This window comes from Kitasatospora sp. NPDC088548, from assembly GCF_044753005.1.
Classification (GTDB): domain Bacteria; phylum Actinomycetota; class Actinomycetes; order Streptomycetales; family Streptomycetaceae; genus Kitasatospora.
The window spans coordinates 1-25,013 of the sequence record NZ_JBIVMI010000053.1 but is presented as its reverse complement, the minus strand read 5'-3'; the positions used below and the strand labels follow the sequence as shown (position 1 = coordinate 25,013).

Sequence of the window (25,013 nt, the reverse complement as noted above, 5' to 3'; positions counted from 1 at the left end):
ACCGCCCGCTCCCGGACCTCACTGGGGTATGGCTTCCTCATAACGGACTCGATCCTTCCAAGAGAACGAGTCTCGGTCAAACCCGCAGCGGTTCATTGTCCTTCTTGGGCTTGAAGGTCATCTGGATTCGGGCGAGGGTCGGTACGGAGCCGACCATTCTGACGCGCTTGCTGAAACTGCGGAGGTTGACCTTGCTGAAAGTCGGCAGGTCGTGCGGGAGGCGCTGCTTCCCGTCGAACGCGATCGCGTAGGTGACGAAGCGGGGCGGCTTGGCGCTCGCCGCCTCCTCCAGATCCGCGTTGATCTCCTTCACCGCCTCGATGAAGGCTTCCCTGTAGGCGGCGTCCGAGACGAGGGTCTGAGCGGAAACGAACCCCTGGGAGAACAGGTGGCTGAGCGTCTGGCTCCCCGTGTACTGCTTGACGTGGATCAGGTACCCGTCTTTGTGGAGGAGGTCGCAGGCCTCGATCTGGTCACCGTCCTCCGCGAACAGCGGATACCGGTCCAGGCAGATCAGATCCGAGCGATCCTCAGTCGCGTTCTCGTTGTAGTGCTTCTCCCAGTTCAACTTCGGTCCCCAGTCGTCCCAGGTCCGAAGGCCCAGCACTGCAGTGACGTCCTCGATCTGAGCCAAGTCCTGGTCCAACTTCTCGTAGTACCCCTCAGCAAGGGCGTACCACTTCCCCAGGGTGAGCAGGTACCGCCGGCCCCCGTCTCCTGCCTCGAAGACGAGCCAGTGCTTGATCGGTTTGGACATACTGGCGGGATCCCCGTTGGCATCCCGCGCCATGATCCTCGCACTCTTCAAGCTGCCGACCGTGTTCCTGCCGGGAAGGTCGGAGAGAGCCGAGCGCAAGGCGTCCAACGACATCTCGTCGAACTCACGCGACTCGTCGTTCTTGGAGACGACGAAGTCGTGCAGGTTCTCGATGGACAGGTCGTCCGGAGGGGCGAAGGCGAGGAGGTGCACGTTCCACGGATCCGAGCCCCTGGCCGGGGGTGTATCGGCTGTTTTGAACAGCTCCTGGGCCAGGCGCTGTTCGAGGCGCTTCACGATGTCGCTGGTGGAGCGAAGAGGCTCCAGTGAGTCGATGAATGCGAGGTCCTGCGATGCCTCGCTCTCCAATGTGGTCCGAAGCATCCGAGAAAGAACGTCGTGCACGGAATTAAGGTCGGTGTCGAGCTTGAACGACACGGAATCGGTTGCTACAACTGCCCCGAGTTCAGGGAGCTCGACACCGATTTCGAGGTCGCCCACCAGTTTCCGCGTGAACTCCCCTTCCAGCTCCACTTCGAAGCCGCTGATGGAGGAGTTGGACGGGATCTGGACCCATTGGGACCGGGCTGATGCGTCGATTCGTCGGCTTGCGATGCCGCTCACGGCGTTGCTGTCGAACGTTCGGGCGGCGAAGCGGAGCCCGAAATTGGCCTCGACATGCGACCACTCCAGTGTGGAGCTGCCGTAGCCGAAGCAGACGGCGAAGGTGCGGCCATGGACGGGGAGGAAGATGACGAGCCGGTGGGAAACGTTCTTGATGGCCTCGAGCTCGGGGAATGTGGGAGTCAGAAGTCGGGCCCAGGCGGGGACTTTCTCGGAGTTCTCCCTGAGGTAGGCTACGCAGCCTTCTGGGATGCCTTCGCCGGATGCGAGGCGCCGCATGCCCTGGCTATTTCCGGGGCGGTACTGGACCCGAAAGGCCTGTTCATGCGATTCGAGCCCGTCGCGCAGAAGGAAGCAGTTGAACCTCAGTTTGGATTTGTTCGATTCCATGTAGCCCCCAGGGAGCGGCGAGAGGCATCAGGATAAGGTCGCATGAGATGCCTTTCAACCGTTTCCGCGCACTGACCCATGCCCAAATTCTGGCTGGCCACCGACAAGCGGTTCCAACGGCAAAGCTGTGGCGCTAAAGGTATTGGTCGGAGAGGCGGTCAGGCGCGGCCGTTGAGGGTCCAGCCGCCTTCGGCCGGGGTCGGGATGGTGGTGATGAGTTCGCCCAGCTGCCAGGGCAGGCAGGAGCGTTCGCCGAGGGTGGAGTCGAGGTCGTGGTCGGTGGGGGTGCCGGGTGCGGGCAGTGGGCGGTTGCGGCCCGGAGCGGGGCGCGAGGCAAGGGAGGGGGCCTGCGGGTGCTTGGGCGTGAGGGGATGGCGGGAGGCCCAGAGCGCCAGGGTGTGCAGGGCGGGCTCGGGCGGGACTCCCCAGGTGCCGACGAGTTCGATGGTGCGGGCCAGCCACGCGTGCTCGTACCCGTCGGTGAGGGTGCCGCGCAGGCGCAGGCGTTCCCGGGCGGCGAGCGCGCGGGCGAGAGGTACGGCCTCCGGGTAGAACAGCATCGGCGCCACCCGCAGATGGTCGCGGCCGTTCCGGCCCAGGGCCCGCAAACGGTCCTGCCACGCGCAGGGGTGGAGAGCCGGCAGATTCCACCAACAGGAGAGCAGGGCGTAGGCGTCGGCGAACGCGGCGCGCCCACCCGCTCCCAGCCGACGCTCCATCAGCAGCCGCTGTCGATGGGCGTCGACGACCTCAGGGAGCGCGGCCAGAAAGATGGCGCTGGCGCCGGGTTCGCGGCGGTTGTCGAGCCAGCGGCCGTGGCGCGAACACACCTGCCACGTCGCCTCCGAGGCGAGGTAGGAATCCAGGGACGTGCCCTTGATGCGGGCGCACATTTCGCATACCCGCACCAGGAAGCAGCCCGAGGCGTCCCACGGCCAGTCCCACGCCGGGCCGTTCCCGACTGGCAGAAGCCGCTGGGGGCGCAGGTTCGGCAAGGCGAACTGCAACTCGCCCACCTGACGGCCCGCCATGACCGCCAGCCGCTCCAGGGCCGCGGCGTTGAGGTACCCGTCGCTGTACCGGGGATCGGAAGGCGAGCCGTTCTTGCGGGCGCACGAGCCGAGCATCGGCCAGAACTCCTCCTCAGGGATACCGTTGGCGTCCGCCAGACGCCGCGCGAACGATCCGGTCGACTCCCCGCCGATGAACCGCACCGACAGCGCCAGGCGCCGCGCCGGCCGCAACGCCTTCGCCCGCGACCTCCGCCCGGCCCGGGCCGCGTCCGTCCCCGCCATCGGTCCCCGCAATCCGCTCAGTGCCTCGACACCCCATCGACTGCCTCGGCAGAACTTCGCCTCCACCGCTGTGTCTACGGGACGCGCGGCGACAGTCCGGCCGGTTCTTCCTCTTTGCCCCGCACCTGCGCAGCTTTGGCCGAAAGCGATCGGCGTCCGGGACGCGACCGTGCTCGGCGCCCGTACATTCCCCGCGCGATCGGCCCGTCTGTCCGCGGCCCGGGGAAGGAGGACGCGTGGAACTGCGCGAGCACCAGGTCGAAGCGCTCACCGCGATCGAGGCCGCGGCGGCCGCAGGCCATCCGCGTATGACCGTGGTGGCCGCGTGCGGAACCGGCAAGACGCTGATCGCCCAGCGGGCGGCGCGGCGCCTGGCTCCCCGGGGGACGGTGCTGGTCCTGATGCCCACCAAAGCGCTTGTGACACAGACGATCAGGCGCTGGCGCCAAGCCGGCCAGCCGGGCGCCGTGTTCGGTGTCTGCTCCCTGAGCCAGAACGACAGCGGACTGCACCCCCGCGAGGCGACCATGACCCGCGACATGGCGCAGATCGCCCGAGCGGCCCGCACGGGGCAGCCGGTCACGGTGTTCTGCACCTACGGCTCCCTCCACCACGTCCAGGGCGCCCACGGCTTTCACGGCCTGCCGCGGTGGGACCTGGTGGTCGCCGACGAGGCGCACCGCACCTGCTCCGCCTTCGGCGACGGCTGGGGCACCGTCCACGACGACGCGGCCATCCCTGCCAGGACCCGCCTCTACATGACCGCGACCCCCAGGATCTGGGGCTCGGAAGCCGCTCCCGCCCGCCACCCGTTCATGGAACGCATCCCGCTCGCCACCATGGACCGTTACGAGATCTTCGGACCCACCGTGTACTGCCTCGGCATGGCCGAGGCCATCGGCCGGGGTCTGCTCGCCGACTACCAGGTCGTCATGCCCTTTGTTGACGACAGCGACCTGCACGGCATCCTCGCGGTGCACCGCCCGTTCACCACCGCCCACCACAACGGACTGCGCAACGCCGCCCTCCAGGTCGCTCTGCTCCGCGCGATCGCCGAACACCGCCTGCGCCGCGTCCTCGTCTTCCACAACCGCGTCTCCACCGCCCAGTCCTTCGCCGACACGCTGGCCCGCACCGCCCTCGAAGTGGACGCGCCGCTGCGCGTGGACAACCTCTGGTCACAGGCCATCCACGGCGAACAGCCCAGCGACTGGCGCCGCGACCTGCTCGACGACTTCGCCACTCCGGACCGGGAGTGCGCCGTGCTGTCCAACGTCCGGGTCCTGAACGAGGGCGTCGACATGCCCGACGTCGACGGGGTCGCATTCGTCGATCCGCGATACAGCATCATCGACGCCATCCAGGCCATCGGCCGCGGGCTGCGCCAACCGCCCGGCGCCGGCAAGAAGACCACCCTGGTCATCCCCGTCTACCTCGGCAGCGGTCTGAGCAGCGACGACATGCTGAAAGGATCGGCGTTCGCGAACCTGATCACGATCCTGCAGGCCCTGCGCGCCCACGACGAGACGTTCATGGACCGTATTGCCCTGCCCGACCCCTCACGCCGCGGCAGGACCGCCGGAATCCCCCTCCACTACGCGCATCCCGAACGCGCCGCGCAACTCTCCCGGGCACTCGGCCTGGAGATCGCACTGCCCGCCATCGGCAGCTGGGAACAGGCCCACGCTTCCGCCAGCACCTACCGCACCGTCTTCGGGCACCTGGACGTACCCGCCGACTACACCGACCCGGAGGGCTTCGCACTGGGGGAGTGCATCGCCAGTCTGCGCCTGCGCCATATCCTCGGCCGCCTCCCGGCCGGCCAGCAGCGGGCGCTGGACGAACTCGGGATGCTGTGGACCGCCCGCATCCAGACCTTCGACTCCATGCTCGAACACGCCAGGGCCTGGCACCGCGCCCACGGCCACCTCGCGGTCCCCGCCAACAGCACGATGGGCGGCCACCCCTTGGGCCGTTGGCTCGCCACCCAGAGAACCAAGGACCGGGAAGGCAAACTCCTCCCGGCCCAGCACAAGGCCCTCGCCGACATCGACCCCCACTGGAACCCGTCGTGGTCGCAGGAATGGCAGCGCCGGTACGCCAGAGCGAAAACCCTGCTGCCCGGACACGGCCGCCTCTGGAAGACCGGGACACCCCTGCACATGCGCATCACAGCGGAGGAGGGTGACACGGCGGTGTGGATCGAGAAGCAGCAGAAGAGCTTCTTCGGCCTGCACGAGCGCCAGATGGCACTGCTGCTCGGCATCGGGATCCCGCCACTGCCCGAGGCCCTGGGCCGGCAGCGCCCCGACAGTCCCGCCCAGGGCACGTTCCATTACGCGCTGGTCCACGCTGTCGCCTTCGCCCTCCGCGAGGGCCACCTCGACGTACCGCGCAACCACTACGAGCCGCCGGTCCTGGCAGCACCGACCCGTGCCCCGGCGAAGCCGTTCGCCCTGGGCACGTGGATCCACAAGTGCCGCACGTCCTTCCGCAGCCTCACACCGGAACAGCGTCTCGCCCTGGAGGGGCTGCGCATGGTCTGGGATCCCGATCTGGGACGCCGCACAGCTCCTCCAGGCCGGCCCGCCCAGTAGAGAAAGCCGGTACGGCGCGCGGGACAGAGGAGTCACAGTTGCTCGACGCGGCCCAGCGAAAGCCCGTCGAGCAGTTCCTGGGTGATGCGCTCCTGTCCGGTCAGGATGGCCTTCTGCGCGGCCTGGCAGATGAGTTGGGACAGTGCCCGCATGTATCCGCGGCTGCGCTTGTGCAGGTAGGGCGCCAGCGGTCGCAGGTCGCCGCGTTCGTGCCGGTACAGCCGCAGGTCGGCATCGAACAGGTCGACGATGCGGGCGAACTTCTTCATCTCCTCGTCGCTGTAGCCGACCCGGCCGGTACGTAGCACCGGGTGGTCGCTCCACAGGTCCTCGTCGGGTTCCAGCGGGGTGTCGTTGTCGCGGGTGAGCGGGTCGACGATGCCCCGGGCGCCGCGCCCGCAGTACACGAACGTCGCGCCGGTGTCCTTCTCGATCGTCTCGAAGTACTGGAAGGCCTGCTCCGCCTCGGCGGCCGTGCGCAGGCGGTCGATGTTGTCGACGAGGACCAGCAGGGTCCGGGCGTTGCGCATCGTGCGGATCACCGAGCCGGTCGGGTCGCCCCCTTCTCGGTCCTGCCCGAAGTAGTGGGCGAAAGTCCCCGCCCAGTTGCGGACGTTGCCGCGGACGGGGGGCGGCACGCTCAGTGCGACCACCGGGTGCCGGTTCTCGTCGGGCCCGTACAGCTCGCGCAGTCGGCGCTCCCAGTACACGCCGATGGCCTGTAGGACGGTGCTCTTGCCCGTCCCGCGCGGGCCGTCGAGGACGATGCCGACTTTGCCGTCGGGGCGCTGGCGGTTCGCCCGGATCTGCCCTGCCACGACGCGCAGCGCCTTCGTGATGGCCGGGGAGGTCACGGTGAGCATCATGCCGTGGTACAGCAGCCGCTTGTCGTGGTCGGCGACCTTGGTGCCCATGGGCGCGCAGTCCGCCAGGTCCGGTGCCGAGCAGTAGGTGGCGGCAATCGCCCGCCAGGCGTGGCAGTCCTGCGGCCACACCGGAGCGGGCGGTCTCAGCGACAGCGGCCCGGGTGCCGGCTCCTCGAGCAGCAGCAGGTTCTCCGCCCGGTCCAGGCGCTCGGAGCCGTCCATCCTCACAGGTCTCCCATCTGTCGACCGCCGGCTGCCGGCTCTGTCCGGCGTCCGATCGGTTCCTTGCGGTCGGGCCCGTCGCCCTGTGCCCGGTTCTTGCCGCGCCTGCGGCATGCCGTACCGGGCAGGGGCCGGTATCACGTCGGACGGCCTCGGCGGCCCGGTCACGGCGAGGACCCGTCGTCTGGGGGCGTGTCGAGGGCGGCGAAGATCTTCCGGTAGCGCTCGGCGAGGTCGCCGCCGACGGCCGCCGTGCCGGCTCCGTTCACTGCCGCACCGGCGACACAGGGGCCGTGCCCCCAGGCGGTGAGCGAGGCATCGGGAGGGAGCGGGCTGCGGCTCCAGTCGATCGCGGCCCCACCGGTGCTGGCCGCCGGGGACAGGCCGGTGTCGCTGAACGCCAGCAGGCCGCCCCCGGCCTGCCCGGGTGCCGGGACCGGAAGACCGGGCAGGTCCGGCAGATCGGCGAGGTCGACGGGTCCGCGGCCGGCGTACGGGTCGAACACCCTGGCGGGTGCCTGCGGGGGAGAGGGCGCCCAGCCGTCCGGGGCGGCGGGCCGCCCGGGCCGGTCGGGGCCGAGGGAGGCCCGCTCCAGGAGATCCGCGAGCGCCTCGGCGATCGCCTCCTCGTCCTTGAACCGCCCGCCGCGGGCGACGTGCTGGGATGCGGCGGTGTCCCACAGGAACTGCGTCCACGGCGCTCCGACCTTGTGCTGGTGCACCCACGTCGCCTCCACCCACTCGCCCCTGCGGTGGTCGCGCAGCCACACCTTCGACGGGTCGTTGGGGGTGTACCGCACCTCCCAGCGCCCGCGCCGCTTGCCGTTGAGCCCCGAGGGCGTTCGGCGGCACGGGTTCAGGCCCTTTTCAGGGTCGCGTTCCGGGTGGTCGTAGAGGCGGTTCTTGAACCGGATGCCCTGCTCGCTCACCCCCACCCACGCTGTCGGCAGCAACCGGAGGTAGTCGTCCCGGGTCATCGGGATCGGCAGGTAGCCGTCCACCTCCACACACGCCGCGAACATCTGGTTCGGCGACAGATGGGGCAGGTACGCGTCGTACGGGTCGGCCAGCTCCGGGTGGGGGCGGTTCTGCCACTCCAGCACGATCCACTGCTGCAGCATGTCGTCGAGCTCTGCGAGGGTCCACAGCCGCTCGCCGTCGACGGTCCGCCGCACCCGAACCGGGTCGTTGCCGGTGTAGGTGTTGAGGTGCTGGCTGAACATCGACTTGATGGACCCGAACGTCCGCTCGATGATCGCCTTGTCCTGAGGAGTGCGCCGCCGTGCTGGCCGCACCGAGATGCCCAGATAGGCGCAGGCGTCGAAGAACGTCCGGCTCGTGAACACGGTGCCATGGTCGATCACGATTAGGTCTGGGACGATCACCGGCCGGGCCGCGGCCTGCGCGAACCGCTCGTCGACGGCCGCCAGTTCCTCGAACGGCAGGTCGGAATTGGCGGCGTGTGCGGCGGGGGCGAACGTGGGCCGCATCGTCAGCGGCTTCAGGGCCTGCGCCAGCAGTTCGCACGCGTCGACCGCCTTCGTCGCCCGTCCCGTGGCCCGCGTGAATCCCACCCTCCCATCCCGGTGCTTTTTGCCGAGTCTGCGCGCCTGCTTGGGTCGTACGACCGCGGCGATGATGCTCCTGGTCGCCACGCAGATCGCGGCCGTCAGCTCCACCCGCGCCGGCTGGCCGTCGTCGCCGAGCACCCACACGTCCAGATCGGTCGAGTCGATCTGCACCAGCTCACCCGGCATCGTCGCCGACGTCACCGAGAACGGCGGCACAGGCCCGCGCCCCGACGCCGCCCGCTCACCTCCGGGCCCGGACAGGTCCCGCGCCTCGAAGCCCAGCCGCTTCAGCAGCTTGTACAGCGTCGGCTCCGCCGGGACCTTCACCGTCGGCCCGTACCCGCCGCGCACCGCCCGCCGCAATTGCCCGAACAGCTTGCGCGCGTCACTGGGCGCATCCACCCGCCGTTGCTGGCGCCCCACCAGGACCAGTAACTGCTCCACGACCCGTGGATCGGTCAGACCGTGCTGCTTCTTGGCCTTGACGCTGCGACCGTCGACCAGCGCCACGGCGGTCGGGTTCTTCACGTACTTCAACCGCTTGGACTGCACCGTCTGCCACGACACCCCCCAGCCCAGCACCGCGTTCATCTCCGCGGCCTTGGCCTGGTACCGCTCGATCAGCGTCGTGGAGTTGGGGTCGAACGCGGGCCGGGGCACCGACCCCGGCAGCGCACCGGGCAGCAGCCCCGTGTCGACCTCGACGACCGCCATCTCCCACTGCCGCGCCTTGAGCGCGGCACCCCCGGGAATCCCCTCCAACAGTGAGAAGTCCGGAAGCTCCGCCCGCGCAACCCGGCGGCCGGCGCCGTCCAGGACCGCGAAGTCGGCGGCAGACGCGAGCACGGGAAGCATCACCGAGACCACGGCCCCTTCGCCGTTCGCCGCCAGCTGGACCTCCACCCCGTCGAAGCCCGCGATCGTGTAAGCGGCCCCGCGCCACACCACCCGGTCCCCGCGCACCAAAACCCCGCGCGGCGCGCACCGCACCTGAGGCCGCCCCTGCGAGAGCGCCACATCCGCCCGCAGAACCTGCACCGTCGCGTCGTCCGTCACCGCGCCTCCACCACCACAGGCGCCTGCACCGTCTCCGGCCCCGCCGCGCCCAGCGGCCCCACCACCGTCCCCGCGCCCATCGGCGCGCCCCAGTCCATGCCCAGCCGGCGGTGCCACAGCATGTGATACAGCCTCGGCAGCGCCAACTGCCGCGTCACCCCGCACTCCTGGACACCCTCCATCAGAGGCCGCGGCTGCTCGAACGCCTCCGCCAGAGCGGCCTCCACCTGTCGGTTCCCATACCGCGGATGCCGCCTGCGCGAGACCCACCGCAGATTCGCCAGTGCCACCCCCGATGGCAGAGCCGGCGCCGCCAACCGCCACCCCGCCGCCGCGCACGCCTCCCGTAGCACCTCCAACTGTTGCTCGAACCGCTCACCGGGCCCGGTCTGCGGAGGGCACATCACCACCAGCGTCTTCCCGTCCGTGGTCTGTACGAAGAAGTCCGGCACCAGCCGCCGCTCCCGGCCGCGCTCCCGCCACACCAACTGTGCCGACCAGGCGCCGAAGTCGGCTACACCCGGGTGGAAGTCCAGCAGCATCGCCGTCGACAGCCGGTCCAACGACCGACACCCCACATGCCGCCCGCTCGTCGCCGACCACCACCACGTCGCGATGCTGCGCTGCGCCGGATGACGCGAGGGCCGCCACACCTCGCCGCGCTCCGTCAGGGGAGCCCCGGCCACCTGCTCCACGGGCAGCGTCCGCCGCAACCCGTTCGCGTCCAGGTGGAGGACTTCCAACTGCCTTGCCATGAGCGCTCCCTGGGACGTTACCGGTGCCGTCGAGCCCGCGCGCGGAAGCGGGCCGGAACACCTGTTAGCACATCGGCGGATCTTCGTGTCGCGGCCGCCGCGGACGTCGGCCGTTTTCAAGACATCCCGCTCCCAGCGGCCTCGGATTAGCGAGCTTCTTACTACTCATGCATCGTCAGATATCTGATTCTGTCGACGGGTTCACCGCGTTGGGTCGGTCGCACCGCAGCAGCCTGTTGGGCAGGGCGGTGCAAGGGGCCAGGGCGCCTGCGGTCCGGGCGTGTGCGACGGCGGCCTCGAACGCCAGACGGTGCAGGCCGGCGTGCGTGCGGCGGCGTCGGGTTCGACGAACAAACCCTTGCCTGGTTGTTCGGCCCAGGTGAGGATCGCGAGGACGGTCAGGTGCGCGGCCGCGTCCAGGCCCGCCATGCGCGGGTCACCCAGCAGTCGCAGCGCCAACTGCCCGGCTCGGCCGCATCGGTGGCCGGCGAGGTCGGGGATGAGGGCAGCGGGCCCGCTGCGGGGCCAGCGTCCCGGACCACGAGGCCGTGGTGCGGATCCCCGCTCGGATGATCCCGATCCCGCGAAAGGGATGTGATGACGTAGAGCGTGGTGGGCTTCTCTGACCTGCTGGCCGCCACCCGGCATTCGGCGGTTCACCTGGAGACGCGACACCTACGCGGTGGCGGACGAGGCCGAGCGGATCCGGCAGTGGTCGACCCGGCCGACCGGGCTTCGTGGTACACCAAATGGCAGTCCAAGCGGTCCGGGCAGCCGACGTCCCGCGAGGTCCAGCGCGACTGATCCATCTCACGACCGCCACCACGACATCCTGTCGGACGCCGCGCTCGCCTATGCTCTGCACACCAATACCCAGGCCCTCACCGACCACTTCCAGGACGCCCGCCACAGGCCCGGAGCCGACATCGTGTTGTTCCGGGCCGGACACAGCCTCGGCGAGAGCGGCCGGGCCGTGGCCGCCCGCGACCACTTCCGGGCGCTGGCCGACACCACCGCACGCCGCCTCGGACCCGACCACCCCAGCACCCTCCTCGTCCCGGACAGCACCGCCTTCTGGCGGGGGCAGTGTCGGTCCCCGGGCGTGCGGGCCGGGGGCTCTCGTGGAGCACCGGGCTGCTGCGGGTTTGACCGGGCAGCATCCGTTCAGAGGGTGAGTGCGGCGATGCCAGCGGGGCCGGCGATGCAGATCACCGGAGTGTCACGGCCGGGGAGGTCGGTGATGTTCAGTACGGGGGCGGCGGTGAGCAGGGAGCGGCTGGGGGCATCGGAGGTCCCGTCCCAGAGGTGGACGCCGGTGCCGTTGCCGTAGGCGATGAGGGGGGTGCCGTCGGGAGTGGTGACGGCGGCCACGGCCCGGGTTGACGGCGTGGCCAGGGAACTGCGCAGGGTCCAGTCGTGGGTGTTCCACAGCTGGAGCCCGTTGGTGGTGGCGAAGGCGGCGAGCGGCTCCATGCCCGGCGCCCGTGGGACGAGGGCGGTGACCCTCACGCCGCGTGTGCTCGCGGCGGGGCTACCCGGCATGTGGGCCTGCTCGCCGGTGGCCAGGTCCCACATCTCCAAGCCCTGCCGGGTGCACAGGACGGCGGTGGCGCGGCCGTCTGGGGTCGGCACGACGAGCAGGGACTGCACCGGCACGGGCCGGCGACGGCGGTAGGACCAGCGATGGATGGTGTTCTCGGTACCGGTGGTGAGATCGCGGACCCGCAGGTGCCCGGAGGCGGCGATCAGGAGGGCGGGGGAGCGGTCCGGTTGTAGGAACAGGGCCCAGGGCCGGGGGCGGTCGACCCGGGCGGTGTCGACCACTCGGCTTTCGGCCAGGTCCCATGTCTGCAGGCGTCCGGGGAGGAGGCAGGTGACCAGCGGACCGGTGCCGGGCGCAGAGACCGTTCGGAGGGAGCGGACGGGGACTCCGGTCTCGAATTGCCCCGTCCGTGTGCCGTCCCGGGCGTCGAGGACGTCGAATCCGACCGGTGTGGCGTGCGCTAGCAGCTCACCGCCTGCGCGGCCGTCGTGCCGGGGGAGAGCGGCGAGAGTCTCTGCCGGCAGGGAGATCCGGCGGTTGGGTGGCGGAGGGGACAGCCAGATCGGATGACTGTCCGGTGGCAGTGCTTCCCACAGCCGGATCCCCTCGTCGCCCGCGGTGGCCAGGCGCGGCAGCGCAGTGCCGTCGTCTTCGCGAACGGGGTCGCCGGGCAGCGTGGTGAGGGCGTGGACGTCGCCGACCGAGAACAGCCCGACCGGCCGTGCGTGCTCGCGCACGGGGGAGCCTGGGCGGCCGTGGACGTCCCACAACACGGCCTGGCCGTAGGAGACGGACACTAGCAGTGCCCTGTCGTCCGGCAGGGCGGCGGCCGCCAGTTGTTCGGCCGGGCCGTCCAGGTAGGAGACGGGCTCTCCTTCCATGTTCCACACCGACACCCACGCGCGCCCGGCCGGGTTGTGGGCGAAAGCGATGAGGTCGCCGTCCCAGTGTCCGGGCAGGACCGTCATCTCCTGCGGCGTGTGGCCGAGTCGGACGAGCAGGCGGTCCTCGTACGGCTCCTTCGGATCCCACACGCGCGCCGAGCTTTCGGCGTCCCTGGGGACGTGGACGAGCACGCGCCGACCGTCACGTCCCCGTGCCGCCTCGCACAGTGCCCGCGGTCCCATTCCCGGCACGCTGAAGAAATCGTTCCACCCCTCGGTGGGTGCCCACAGCAGGACGCCGCCGCTCGTCGGCATCGCCACTGTCCACCGGCGTTCGCCGTCGTCCAGCACGCGCACCGCGCCGGGCTGGAACCGCCGCGGAATGTTTAGGGAGGCGACCTGCGCACCGGACAGCGGATCCCACACCGCCACCCGTTGGGCGTCGGCGCTCACGAGGAACAGCCGCCCGCTGTGCCCTCTGATGGTCCGCAGGTCCCGGATCCCGTCCACGGGCATGCGGGCCAGGCTGTGCCCCGAAGCCCGGTCCCAGACAGTGATCTCGTCCTCGGTGGCGGCGGCGACGAGCGTCCGGCCGTCCTGCGCCCGCAGCGCGCACATCGTGCGGACCGTGTCGCCGGGGGAGACGAGCACGTTCGTCCGTGGCCGCCAGCGACTCCACGAGGTCCTGAACGCCCCGTCCGGCAGATCGGTCACGGGCGCGCCGCCCAGCGAGGCGGTGTGGAAAGCGATGCTGTCCAGGCGCGAGGGCGAGTCGACGCCCTCGTCGGCGTAGGGCTCGATCAGCGCAGCCGCGGTCACCGCCTGGCGGGTCCGGTCGGCGACCGGCAGTGGCAGGCCCAGCCGCGCGCGCAGCGTCCGGGACGTCTCGTGGGCCAGGACCCCGGCCGGCAGGTGCCGGTCGTCCAGCAGGCCCGCCGCATCCGCGTGGCCGACCAGGTGGCGGCGCAGGTACGGGTGCGGTGCGAGCGGCGAGGAGGCATTCGCGAGCGAGGCGAACTCACGGGCCAGGTGACGCCGGACCTGCCGCCGACTCAGCACGCCTCCTCCCTCCTCCCCGGGGTTCGCGTCCGTTCCGTCCGGTCCGCTCGATCCGGCGGCGTCGACATCGAGGAGCAAGGACTGCGGTCGGTCGAGGAGGGCCTCCGTGACGCGCTGGTGGACGGGGCGGTAGGTGACGCGCCTGTCCTCCTGCCCGTTTGCGAGGTAGCCCACCAGGCGGCTGTGGCGGAAGACGCGGATCGCCCGGTCGACGTCGACCTCGGCAGCGGAGGGGGAGCCCAGGACCGCGCGCACGGCGGTGGGCCACACCTGCCCCCAGGGCAGCCCGGCGCCGGAGGCGAAGGCCGTGGCTCGCAGTACCGCGAGCAGCATGCGCGCGGGGACGTCCTGGGCCTGTGCGACGGCGCGGATGTCCTCGCGCAGCAGGGCGGTCGTGCCGTCCTGGAGTCGCTCGCGCCACGCGCGGTCGTCCAGGTCCTGCGTCCGGTCGGCGGTGCGCAACTGGTCGGCGGCGATGCGCGCGTCGAGGAACGAGGGCCGCACGGCGTCGGCGACGACGGCTGCCGCTTCGGCGGCGGCCCGGGGGGCACCCCGGTAGGGACTGGCGCCGGGGCCGGTCAGCAGGGCCCGCACGTACTGGGCGATGTCCTCGCGGCTGGTGGCGCTCTCGTCGGTGCGCAGCACCGTGAGGGGCATCGCCCGCTCCGCGGTGTCCCCGGCGGCCAAAACTCCGAGAGCGCCCAGGAGTTGGTCGGCCGTGTCGTCCTGGAGCCGCTGTCGGTCGGAGGGCAGGGAACTGCGCATGCCCAGCAGCAGGCGTACACACGGTCGGCCGTCCTCGGTCTCCAGTCGCCCCAGCGGCAGCACTACGTCGCTGAGGCAGGCCAGCGGCCGGTCAGCCTCGTCGATGCCGTCGATGACGATCGTCACTGGCTGCGTGCTCTTCCCCACGCGTGCGTGAAGGTGAGCGAGCACCGACTGCAGGGCCGGCACGCCGGGAGCGGCCGGGGCGCCCAGCGCCGCCGACAGGTCCCCGATCAGGCCGTGCGCGTCCTTGCCGCGGGCCAGGACGGCGGCGTGGACCGATCCGGGCTCGGGGCGCAGCGCGGCCGAGACACCGTCCAGGGCGCTTCGGACGCGGTCGTCGCGCAGGAAGGTGGAGTCGGTGAGGGTGACCAGGCGCGCCAGGAGCGCGGACTTCCCGGACCCGGCCGCGCCGGTGACCACTAGCGCCCCCTGACCGTGGCCGAGGAAGGCTATCAGCTCCTTCATGAGCGTCTCGCGGCCGCTGAAGTACCAGCCTTCGTCCTCGTCGCCGACCTGTCCGGACGCCCGGGCCAACCAGTATCGCTCCAGGGCGGTCTCCGCCAAGGCGAGTTCGCCGACCGCAGGTCCCACCACGGCCCGCCGGGGCTGCCAGGTGGGGTTGGGCAGGCACGCGGACGGCACCCGACGGCGGGAGGGAGGCCATACCCACAGAGCCTCGATCAGCCCCGGCTCGTCCTGGCCCACCGCTTTCAGCATCTGCTCCCACTCCTCGAAGGACAGGTGGGAGGCGGTGTAGCCAGCCGACTCGTCGGCGAGCGCCGCGAGGGTCCTGCCCATCAGGGAAGTGAACTCGCCGACGTAGGGCTGCTCGTCGAAGTCTCCGCTGGTGACGACGGCGATCGTGGGGAGCTTGCGCCGGGAGGTCTTCAGATCGCGGAACATCTGCTGCACCTCGACGTTCAGCGTGCCGGCGAAGCAGGAGTCGACCAGGACCAGGATGTGTTCGGCCTCGCTGTCGACGACCGCACCGATCAGTTCGGCCGTCGGAAACGCCGTTCCTACGAGACGCTCTTCGTCGGTGCCGGCGAACGTCAGGTAGTGCCGGCCCGAGGCGCTCGCCAGGCCGTGGCCCGTGATGTAGACGACCAGCGCCTCGTCGTAGGCCGCGTCGACCGGATCGACGAAAAGCAGGAAATCGCGCAGATCGCGCACGTTCTTCAGCGAGGTGGGTTCGTAGAGGGAGAACCTCTGCTCTTCGGCAAGGGACTCGCTGGTCAGCCATCCCGTCACGACCGCCGTCTGGGAGGCGATGTCCCGGCTGAAACCGGTGTCCCCGTCGCCGTAGTCGTCGACCCGAACCATCAGAAGCCGACGCACCGCGGTCGCGGGTCCGCAACTGTCCTCGTTCCCCAACCCCGCCGCCTTCCGTGTCCCGTCGCGTTCGCCACCGGAAGGCTATCCTCGCAGGCCGCGCCCCACGACCGCGTCCCTCGCCCCGGGTGGGGAAGAGCCGCAGCGGGGGCGTCCTACGATGTGAACCGAGCGGCCTCCGCCCGTGTCCACCGGCCGCGGATCCCGACGAGGGGCCGGAACGGGAAGGGGAGCATGAGCGACCTGCACATCGTCGGCGTCCACGGCATCTGGCAGGGCGACACCGACACCACCAGGCTCACCGCCGACTGGCGCGCCGCTCTCACCCGGGGACTGACCCGCCACCTCGGACCGCACACCACCATCCCGCCGATGACCGTGCCCCACTACAGCCCCGCCTTTACCGCCCCCCGTCGCCGACTCGGCGCCGCCAAACCCACGGACCACGAGCCGATCGGCCCCAACGAAGAGGCCTTCATCCTCGAGACCCTGGCCCACTACGCCCCTGACGCCCCGGTACGGGCCGCAGCCGACGCCCCCAGCACCCTCGGCCTGGGCCTTCCCTACCTGCCCCGGCCCGTCGCTGCGGCGATCGCCGGCATCGACCGGGAATCCGGCCGCGGAACAGGCGCCCTGCTCGTCGGAGCCATCCGCCAAGTCCACAAGTACCTCCATCACCCGGACCGTGCCGAACAGATCCGCGCCACCGTCCTCGACGCCTTCACCACACCGGGAACCCGCCTGGCCATCGCGCACTCCCTGGGCAGCGTAGTCGTCCTCGACATGATCCTGCGCGGACAGATCCCCCCAGCCGACGGCCACGGACAAGGACTCGCCACACTCGTCACCTGTGGCTCCCCCCTCGCCTGGCCCACCGTCAGACGCGGCATCGGCCAAGAGGGCCGATCCCTGCGCTTGCCCGACGGCATCGCATGGATCAACCTCCACGCCCGCGGCGACGCCATCGCCCAAGCCCGAGGACTCGCATCCGTCGCACCGGACGTGCACGACGTCGAAGTCTCCAACGGACTCGGGGAACCGCACGCCGCCACCCGCTACCTCGACAAGGAACCCATTGCCCGCACCATCGCGGCCGACGGCCAGTGAATGTCCCCGGACGTGCGGTGGCGTGCTACGCCCAACGGTAGTGAAAGACGGGCCCTCCGGCCGCTACGCCCTGCTGTGCGGTGGCTTGCGGGGCCGCTCGACCTTGGTTTCATGGCGCTGGTCGGCCCGGTGCTGATATTGGAGACCGACCCGGTGGCGAAGGCCGTGCCGGAGACGGGCGTCAATTTCCTCGGCGCGGCCTTCGGCGAGGTAAGCGTGGTGGTGCCCCTACGCCGGACAGCGGCCGGGTTCTCACCGGCAGCCTGAGGGCGGTCGGCGGGGCGGGTCCAGTCGGCGGGGCAACGCCCTGGGACGACCCGTGGTGCGGCCTTAGTGGGCATTTTGGCATCTCTGATCCTGTAAGTGGCTTATATTCATGCCGCTTTGATGGCGCTATGCCCAATAGGCGAACAACATCTGCACAGGCGCGGCAGCACTTCCTCGGGCACCAGATTCCCGCCGGACCACAGGCGACGGCGACCACCTCAAGCCGTTACAGTCTGGCCCGGTGCACGGCGAGGAGGGGCCAATTGGTCGAGTGTTTCGTGGCCGTGTCCCACTGCCCCGTTCGTCGTTGCATGCGTTGCATCGCCGATTCGCGGGGGGATCTATGGCAACCATCCGGCCGAACCGTCCGACTGAGCGCAGCGGGATCAACGCCGTACGGGCTCTCTTCGACGCGCACGGGCACTTGGTCCAGGAGATCGACGGAGGAGCTGATCACGGAGAGGACATGCACGTCATCCTGGCCCGGGAGCGCAAGCGCACCGGCCACGTCATCGCCGTCCAGGTCAAGAGCGGCAAGAAGTACCGCCGGAAGCACGGCTATGCCATCCCCGTGGGCGACCACTTCGAGGACTGGCGGAACTACCGCATCCCTGTGGTTGGGATCGTCTATGACGCCGAGACCGAACGGCTTTTCTGGGTCAACTTGACGGAAACAGCGGTGGACGTACGGCCTGGACGAGACCATCGCAGGCCACCCCATCGTGACCGGTAACGTGCTTTACCTCGTGGGGAGTTCGGGCAGTATCCATGCACTGGACACACGGACAGGTTCCCCGCTGTGGAGCACAACGACCCGCCTCAGAACGACGCTTGCCCCGCTCGTCGACGGTAGTACCCTCATCGTCGCAGCCGCCACTGGAACCCTGACCGCCCTGGACACCATGAGTGGCGAGGAACGGTGGCGCAGGCGCGCTCCCGGAGGCTTTGTCGCACAGCCGTTCCTCGCAGGTGATCACCTCTACGCTGCCCACCGCGCCGGCCGAATGCTCATGTGCGACATCGGCAACGGCCAACTGCGGTGCTCCTACGAGCTGATGTGGGACCCGTCACGCCAAGGAGAACCCGTTTTTGCCGACGGCATCCTATTCGTCACCAGCGGGCGCGGCGACATCCACGCACTCGCTCTCGTATGACTACTGGAACCAGCCACCCCGCTTCGCCTACGGGCCCTCAGTCGGGTAGACCGAGCCGCAGCCTTGCCGACGTCGGAACCCGGCGACTCCGCCCGTCCGCTTCCGCGCTCCCGCCCCGCTGACAGCCGCGCAAGCTCCGCCGACCCTTCTGTGCTCCGGCGACGATGCATCATTACATAACTGATCGTCAGTCAGCACACCAGAACCACAGACGATCTGATCTAATCCTGCAGCTCACCGCACACCCATCTTATGTATCGCACATGCTAGGGTTTGCATTACATTCTTGACTGCTGTTTCTGCTGCGCCGTCTTGGAGGCCCTGGTGCCCGCCGCGTCCGTTCCGCCGCCCGACCCCGCTGCTCCCGCCAGCCTGGGTGCGCCCGCTGTGTCTCTGGGTGTACACAAGGCCCGGCCGCTGCTGCCCCAGCTCATCCGGGACGCCGAGCAGGGCACCATCACCGAGCTCACCCGGGGCGAGGAGGAGCGGGCCCTGCTGGTCTCCGCCCACCTGGCCACCACAGCCGGCCTGGACACGGCCGGTGCGCCCGCTTGCGGTATCGCCGAGGCCCGCCCCGTCCTGGGCGACCTGGTCGCCCAAGCCGCCGCCGGCACCCCGCAGGTGCTGCTGCGCCACAAGCGGCCTGTGGCGGTCCTGGCCTGCGCCACCGCCCTCTTCCCGGCCACCGCGACACCGCCACCGGCCCTCCCGGCCGCCGCACCCGACACCCCGGCGGCGGCCCCGCAGGCTGCGGCCGCTGCGCCCGACGCCGATCCTCTCGACCTGGCCACCGACCCCATCGCTCCAGCTGCCGGGCCCGCCCCGGCCACCGAGCCTGCTCCGGTCGCTCCGGTTGCCGGACCGTCAGCTGCCGGTGCTGCGTCCGCTGTCGCGCCTGCCGCGGCGGTGTCGTCGGCCCCACGCCGTCGGCTTGCCCCGCTCGGGCAGGTCCTGGACACCCTGCTGCCCACTACCCCCGCCGGGGACGGGGACGGCGAACAGACTCCGCAGGTGGGCCTGCCGACCGGCATTCCCACCCTCGATGCCGCTCTAGGTGGTCTGCAGCCGGGCCGTTTCTACCTGGTCGCTGGCGCCCCCGGCACAGGAGCAAGTCTGCTGACCATCAGCGCCGCCCGCGCCACCGCTCTCAACCAGCGGCGCACCGTCCTGTACGCAGCCTCCGGGCTGACCCGGGCCGACATCGCCGCCCGCGTGATCGCCGCCCACACCCCGGTCGACTACCGCCGCCTGCGCGCCCAAACCCTCAACGACACCGAGCGTGAGGCCGTCGCCCGCACCGCCGACCTCCTCGCCGCGGCCCCGCTGCTGATCGACGACGGGACCGGCCTGGGCGCCGAGGCGATCACCACCACCGCCGCCGACGTCCCCGACCTCGCACTCGTGGTTGTCGACCGCCTCCAGACCGCCCCCGACCCCCGCCTGCCCCTGTCCGGCCTGCCCGCCCTCGCCGACGCAGGCCAGGCCCTGGCCCACCTCGCCCGTACCCACTACCTTCCGGTGCTTGCCGCCCTCGACACCGACAACCCCGACCTGATCCGCGCCCTGGCCGCCGACGTCACCCTCACCCTCACCCCCGACACCACCCCCGGCACCGGCAGTGGCCGTGTCCGTCTCGCCATCGCCGAACGCGACCTCGGCCCCCTGACCACCCTCACCCTGGCCTCCGACCCGGCTCACGCCCGCCTCACCGACCCCACCCCCGACGACACGGCCGCCGTCGCACCCGCCGCGCCGACCACCACGCGCTCTGCCCCGGCACCGGAGGTGCCCCGGGAAGCGCCCACCGATCCCGGCGTGTCCGCTCAGGCCCAGCCGGCCCCCGCCGCGCCCGCCTCCGGTCCGGCTGCCCAGACGCTCCAGGAGGCACCCGCGGTGGCCGCCGAAGGCCCCCGGGAGCCCGCCACGCTGCTCCCCGGCACCACTACCGCCGGGGGAGCCGATGACGCCCAGGGCCCGTTCCTCACGCCTGCCCCAGCCGCGCAGACCCCCGCCCTGGACGTCCCCGCCGCGTTCAAGACCGGCAACAGCTGGCCGCTGCGCCCGACCCGGACGCCTGCGGAGCGCACTCCCAGTGCCCGGGCAGCCGCCGCCCTGGGCGACAGCTACTCGGACCGGGACTACAGCTACTACCTCGACATGATCGCCAGCGCCGTCCACCAGGCCCTGGAGGAACACGGCGGCGAAACCGAGGCCGCGATCGCCGCCCTGGAGAAGAAGGCCATCCCGAACGGGATGCAACTCTTCGACGCCACCCGCGTCGGCGCCACCTACGAACACACCGTCTACCCCGAGACGCTGGACTTCCTGCGCAAGAAGTCCCGCAACGGCGCCGACGACATCTGGGAGGGCCGCCACAAGTGGGAGAACGCCCCCCTGCTCGACGACCTGCGCAAGGGCCGGCTGCTCCCGGTGGCGGTCGATGTCCTGGACACCAACGCCGCCTACTGCACCGCCCTGAAGACCCACCTGCCGATCGGCGCCCTCCAGCACCAGCCCGACGGCGGCTTCGACCCCAAACGCTCTGGCATCTACCTCTTGCCCAAGCGCCCCACCTGGAACCACCCCCACCTGCCCGACCCCATCGGAGGCCGCCGCGAAACCGGCCCCGTTCTCCTCGACGACGCCACCATCCGCCTGCTGATCCGCTGCCACAAGCTCGGCCTGAGCGAGGCCCCGCACATCACCGAGGCCTGGACCTCCGGCGCCAGCGAAAGCCTGCTGGAGAAGTTCCGCCGTGTCCTGACCATCGCCCGCGAGAACGCCATCACCACCGCCGACACCGTCACCGAGGCCTACGTGAAGGCCATCTACGCCAAGTTCGTCTCCACCATCGGCGAATCCACCCACAACCGGGACCTGCGCCGCCCGGACTGGATGCACATCATCCGCTCCCAGGCCTTCGCCAACCTCTGGTACAAGGCCCACCGCGCCCACACCCACGGCCTGATCATCGTCGCCCTGCGCGGCACCGACGAACTCCACACCACCAGCGACAGCGCCGACTGGCGCACCGTGTTCACCGAGGGCCGCCTCACCACCCAGATGAAACTCAAGGACCAGTACACCCTCCCGCGCACCCGAAAGGCCGCCTGAACGTGTCGACCGACGGATGGAAGAACTTCGGCAAGTACGGCGCCCATCTGGACCCCGGCAACGTCCACGGCAAGATCGCCCTCGGCCGCGCCCTCGAAGACGCCCTCGAGCGCATGATCATCGAAGGCGGCATCAAATCCCCGCCCACCACCCGCCGTGGCCTGCTCGCCCGGATGCGCTATCTCACCACCACCACCGGCGGCACCCAGGCCCTCAGCGACGCCGGCATCACCGCCACCCCCCGCACCATCCGCGCCTGGACCCACGGCACCCAGCGCCCCCGCCCCCACAATCTCGAAGCCATCGACACCGCATACTGGAACCTGCGCGCCCACAACGTCCTCACCAACCCCGGCGGCTTCAAGCAGCACCTCAACAACGCCGGCCGCGGCACCCGAGTCGAGATCCACCCCGTCAACCAGGACCTCGTCGATCAGCCCCGCCGCCGCGACAACCTCCGCCTGCGCACCATTCAGGTCCGCTACGTCTGGGACGAGGCCGTCGACGCCATGGTTGACGGCGACGAGGCGAAGCTGGAGGAGATCTGGGACGACGTCATCGCCGACCTCGACTCCGACTGGGGCGCCTATACCTACGTCTCCCACATCGGCCTCGGCGCCTGAACACCACCACCTCAAGCACTGATGGCAGTCCCCGAACGGCCACCCGCACTACGGAGCCCCAGGTAGCCACCCCACTACAGTTCCGCCCCGTGACCGGTACCCTCCGCCGCACCGCTGCAGACGACGACGCACTCCTGGAACGGCTGCACGACCTCGCGCGGGGCACCGGAACCACAGGCGATCCCCACGGCTGTCTCCCGGACCAGCCGTTCCCCCGCTCACGAATGCCGAGGTCGAGCAGGTGGAGCGGCAACTCGGCTACGAGCTGCCGCCACAGCTCCGACGCATCTACACCGAGATCGGCGACGGGGGATTCGGCCCGGAAGGAGGCCTCGCCTCGCTGACACCGCGCCGCGTCCCGTACTGGCACAGACCGGACTGGCCCCGCAACCTCCCTCCACACGCGAGGGCCAAAGTACGGGCGGCCGGCGTCATGGCTCTTCCTGACAGGCGGCTGCAGCATGCAGTGGCACGTCTCGTTGATCGCGATCGACAACCCCGTCCTGCTCTGGGACGCCGACGGCTGGGAACCCGACTGGGGCGAAAACCTCCACGACGGCCTGTGCTACGCCGCACCGTCACTGCGCCAATGGCTGTGGACCTGGGCGGACGGAGGCAACGTGTGGGACGAAGCACTCAAGATCATTTAGGTGCTGCGGCCACAAGCGGCTTGACGATCTTCCCCACCAAGCACCGCACGTCCCGGCCGGACAGACGGGCCCATCCCCGCCAACGCCCCACCTCGTCCCACCCTGCCGCTGCGCCCCACACCCCGCTGCACCGCCCCTTTCCGGGAAGGCCAGAACGCGGCCCTCCGCGTACCCCCGCTGCGCCGACCTGCCCAGGCCGGCGCAACGGCGCTCCGGTGCAGCACCCCGGAGCCTGCCGGGACGGCGGCTGCGCCGCTTCTGGGACAGCTGTCCGAGCGGTCTGCCACACTCGGCCCGTGGCGGTGGATCCGAAGAAGCTGCGAGAAGCGGTCAGCACTGTCGTGCAGGGGCTCCATTCCTGTACCCACCGGGAGTTGACCGAGCTGGGGCCCGAGCTCAGGCTACCGATACCCGCGGCAGACACAGGCTCGAAGAGCCAGCGCCTGGAAGCCTGCCTCAAGGCACTCCCGGACGACGGCGGCCTCCTCCAGGCCGCGCAGCGCCTCCTTGACTCCCCGCAGGTGTCCGTCCGCGGGAAGGAGCGGTTCGCCCTCGAGGACGCCGTCTGGGACGCCGGAACGGTCATCGAGATCCCGGGCCGGGTGCGGCGCGAGCTGGCCGCCGCGATCAACCTCGACGAGCTGCTCTACCGCGAGGACAGGTTCGAGCGCGCACTGGAACGGTTCTGGCACCTGGACGACGACCCGATGGCGCGGTGGACGGGATCGTCGACGACGAGCCTGCGGGCCCGGATCCACCAGCACGTGTTCCGCAACCGAGAGGACTGGTCGGCGGAGGAGCTGTTCGAGCAGCTCGGGGTCTTCGAGGCCGGCTCCGCCAGGTTCACCCGCTTCCTCGAAACCCTGGTCGACCCGGCAACCCTCCCGGACGCTGGCGCCCAAGTCCGCCTCGTCGAGACGCTCAACACGGCGCTGGCACCGACCGCAATCCGCCTCGAGCAGACCGGCGAGCGCGACGGCTACCCACACTTCCAGCTCCTGCGCACCGGCCCCGGCGCCGCCCGCCGGCCGAAGACCCTGATCTTCGCCACCACTGCCAAGCCCGACATCCGCTTCCTGAGCGTCGTCGACAACGATCTCGAAGTCCTGCAGGGGATAGACCAGGTCCTCGTCTACGACCGGCCCATCGGCCCGGACGGCATCCGCTGGTGCGACCTGCAGCAGTGGTGGCAGGAGAAAACCGGCACCGACGACACCGAGCAGGCCAAGAAGGACCTCTACAACCGCCTGCTGGCCTCCATGCCCAGCGAGGACGTCTCTCCCCAGCGCGACCTCTACCGGCTCTATCACCGCATCTACGGCGCCCGCGCCTGGACCCTACCCGCCCTGCTCCCAGAGGTCTGGCTGCACTGGGACCACAAGACCGTCCAACAGCGCGGCGTCGAAGCCCTGCTGAACCACCGTATGGACTTCCTCATGCTCCTACCGGGCGGCCACCGCGCCGTCCTGGAAGTCGACGGCCGCCACCACTACGCGACCGCCAAGGCGTACGAGGACACTGTCCGCGGCGACCGCGACCTCAAGCTCCGCGGCTACGAGGTCTACCGATTCAGCTCCACCGAACTCAGCAACCGACACCACGCTGGCCCCCTCCTCGAGCAGTTCTTCACCACCCTCTTCACCCACCACAATCTCACCATCCCGCCGGCGGAGCACCACCACACGACCCCCAACACCTGACGCCCGAACCCGGCCGGGAACCTGGGCCAGGCGCACCCACTGGCTGGGCCCGCGTCAGCCCTCAACGCCAAGCAACTGCCCACGAGTTCATCACGGCCGGGCAGCCGTGTGCGATACAGAACCCGCCCGGTCGATCAGTTCTGTATCGCCGAAACCTTGCCTCAGTGGCATTACACATGCGTATCCGCAAGCCGTCGACATCCCGTTACATAACATCGGCCGACCAACTCTCATTCTCTAGTTGCCAAGTAACATGGTCTAAACCAAAGAGAAAGGTTTAGACCTGACTTGAGCCTAACCAAGGGTCACGAAAACCTCTGCAGCAGAGGAAACGGCATCGCCTGGCTGCCCCTCACAGACCGCTCGTTCCGCCGGAGGCGGAACGAGCCCGGAGGGCGCTGAGAACGCTAGAATGAGGCCGCACAGCAGCCACGAAACACCCGGCCCAAGCCGGTCCCCATGAAACTAGCAGGTCAGAGCCAGCTCTGAGCGAACCATCCGCCCGAGGAACCTGGTTCGCATTACAGAGATCAGAATCGGGCCGGCGGTGACCGCCACCACCCACCGCGTCGAGCCGTCCGACTCCACGCCGCCTCAGCCAGCTGGCGTCGCGGAGCGACGCCGCAGCATTCCGTCACGGTAGTGACGGCGCGTCATGTCTCCGGAGGAGACGGCGCGC

Annotated in this window: 15 protein-coding genes; 9 read left to right on the top strand and 6 right to left on the bottom strand. The window is 70.2% G+C overall.

The genetic code is table 11. The features are described 5' to 3' along the window. Positions 1 to 76: 76 nt before the first annotated feature. Complete coding sequence (locus tag ACIP82_RS37000) at positions 77 to 1,771, bottom strand: DUF6119 family protein (protein WP_400660033.1); 1,695 nt, start codon at positions 1,769 to 1,771, stop codon at positions 77 to 79. A gap of 158 nt (positions 1,772 to 1,929) precedes the next feature. Further along, entirely contained in the window at positions 1,930 to 3,066 is a 1,137-nt protein-coding gene (locus ACIP82_RS36995; protein ID WP_400660030.1) for a hypothetical protein, read from the bottom strand. 236 nt (positions 3,067 to 3,302) lie between these two features. Between ACIP82_RS36995 and ACIP82_RS36990 the strand changes: the two genes are divergently transcribed. Continuing rightward, a complete protein-coding gene (locus ACIP82_RS36990) occupies positions 3,303 to 5,663 on the top strand; it encodes a Helicase associated domain protein (protein ID WP_400660027.1) in 2,361 nt (786 codons plus the stop codon). A 32-nt stretch (positions 5,664 to 5,695) separates the two neighbouring features. Here ACIP82_RS36990 and ACIP82_RS36985 read toward each other — a convergent pair whose 3' ends face one another. From ACIP82_RS36985 to ACIP82_RS36970, 4 genes are all read right to left on the bottom strand, one after another. Further along, positions 5,696 to 6,751 carry a hypothetical protein gene (locus tag ACIP82_RS36985; protein ID WP_400660025.1) on the bottom strand — a complete coding sequence of 352 codons (1,056 nt, stop codon included), beginning with the start codon at positions 6,749 to 6,751 and terminating at the stop codon, positions 5,696 to 5,698. A 164-nt stretch (positions 6,752 to 6,915) separates the two neighbouring features. Next, positions 6,916 to 9,378, bottom strand: coding sequence for an integrase (locus tag ACIP82_RS36980; protein ID WP_400660022.1), 2,463 nt, complete (start codon positions 9,376 to 9,378; stop codon positions 6,916 to 6,918). Further along, positions 9,375 to 10,133, bottom strand: coding sequence for a TnsA-like heteromeric transposase endonuclease subunit (locus tag ACIP82_RS36975; RefSeq protein WP_400660020.1), 759 nt, complete (start codon positions 10,131 to 10,133; stop codon positions 9,375 to 9,377). Before ACIP82_RS36975 ends, ACIP82_RS36980 begins: the two co-directional genes overlap by 4 nt. Positions 10,134 to 11,297: 1,164 nt before the next feature. Continuing rightward, positions 11,298 to 15,725: an AAA family ATPase gene (locus ACIP82_RS36970; RefSeq protein ID WP_400660017.1), complete on the bottom strand. Its 4,428-nt coding sequence runs from the start codon at positions 15,723 to 15,725 to the stop codon at positions 11,298 to 11,300. A 228-nt stretch (positions 15,726 to 15,953) separates the two neighbouring features. Between ACIP82_RS36970 and ACIP82_RS36965 the strand changes: the two genes are divergently transcribed. From ACIP82_RS36965 to ACIP82_RS36930, 8 genes are all read left to right on the top strand, one after another. Beyond that, positions 15,954 to 16,826, top strand: a complete 873-nt coding sequence (locus ACIP82_RS36965; RefSeq protein WP_400660015.1) for a hypothetical protein — start codon at positions 15,954 to 15,956, stop codon at positions 16,824 to 16,826. 111 nt (positions 16,827 to 16,937) lie between these two features. After that, positions 16,938 to 17,093 carry a hypothetical protein gene (locus tag ACIP82_RS36960; protein WP_400660012.1) on the top strand — a complete coding sequence of 52 codons (156 nt, stop codon included), beginning with the start codon at positions 16,938 to 16,940 and terminating at the stop codon, positions 17,091 to 17,093. A gap of 343 nt (positions 17,094 to 17,436) precedes the next feature. Further along, positions 17,437 to 17,826 carry a DUF4365 domain-containing protein gene (locus ACIP82_RS36955; RefSeq protein WP_400660010.1) on the top strand — a complete coding sequence of 130 codons (390 nt, stop codon included), beginning with the start codon at positions 17,437 to 17,439 and terminating at the stop codon, positions 17,824 to 17,826. Continuing rightward, entirely contained in the window at positions 17,816 to 18,247 is a 432-nt protein-coding gene (locus ACIP82_RS36950) for a PQQ-binding-like beta-propeller repeat protein (protein ID WP_400660007.1), read from the top strand. The genes ACIP82_RS36955 and ACIP82_RS36950 overlap by 11 nt, the downstream gene beginning before the upstream one ends. A 387-nt stretch (positions 18,248 to 18,634) precedes the next feature. Then, positions 18,635 to 21,361, top strand: coding sequence for a DnaB-like helicase C-terminal domain-containing protein (locus ACIP82_RS36945; RefSeq protein ID WP_400660005.1), 2,727 nt, complete (start codon positions 18,635 to 18,637; stop codon positions 21,359 to 21,361). 2 nt (positions 21,362 to 21,363) lie between these two features. After that, the gene (locus ACIP82_RS36940; protein ID WP_331768863.1) at positions 21,364 to 21,984 is read left to right on the top strand and encodes a hypothetical protein; all 621 of its coding nucleotides are present in this window, start codon (positions 21,364 to 21,366) and stop codon (positions 21,982 to 21,984) included. A gap of 461 nt (positions 21,985 to 22,445) precedes the next feature. Then, on the top strand, positions 22,446 to 22,634 hold the full coding sequence (locus ACIP82_RS36935) for a hypothetical protein (protein ID WP_400660003.1): 189 nt from the start codon (positions 22,446 to 22,448) through the stop codon (positions 22,632 to 22,634). Positions 22,635 to 23,008: 374 nt separating this feature from the next. Continuing rightward, the gene (locus ACIP82_RS36930; RefSeq protein ID WP_400660000.1) at positions 23,009 to 24,334 is read left to right on the top strand and encodes a hypothetical protein; all 1,326 of its coding nucleotides are present in this window, start codon (positions 23,009 to 23,011) and stop codon (positions 24,332 to 24,334) included. The last annotated feature ends 679 nt before the right edge of the window (positions 24,335 to 25,013 follow it).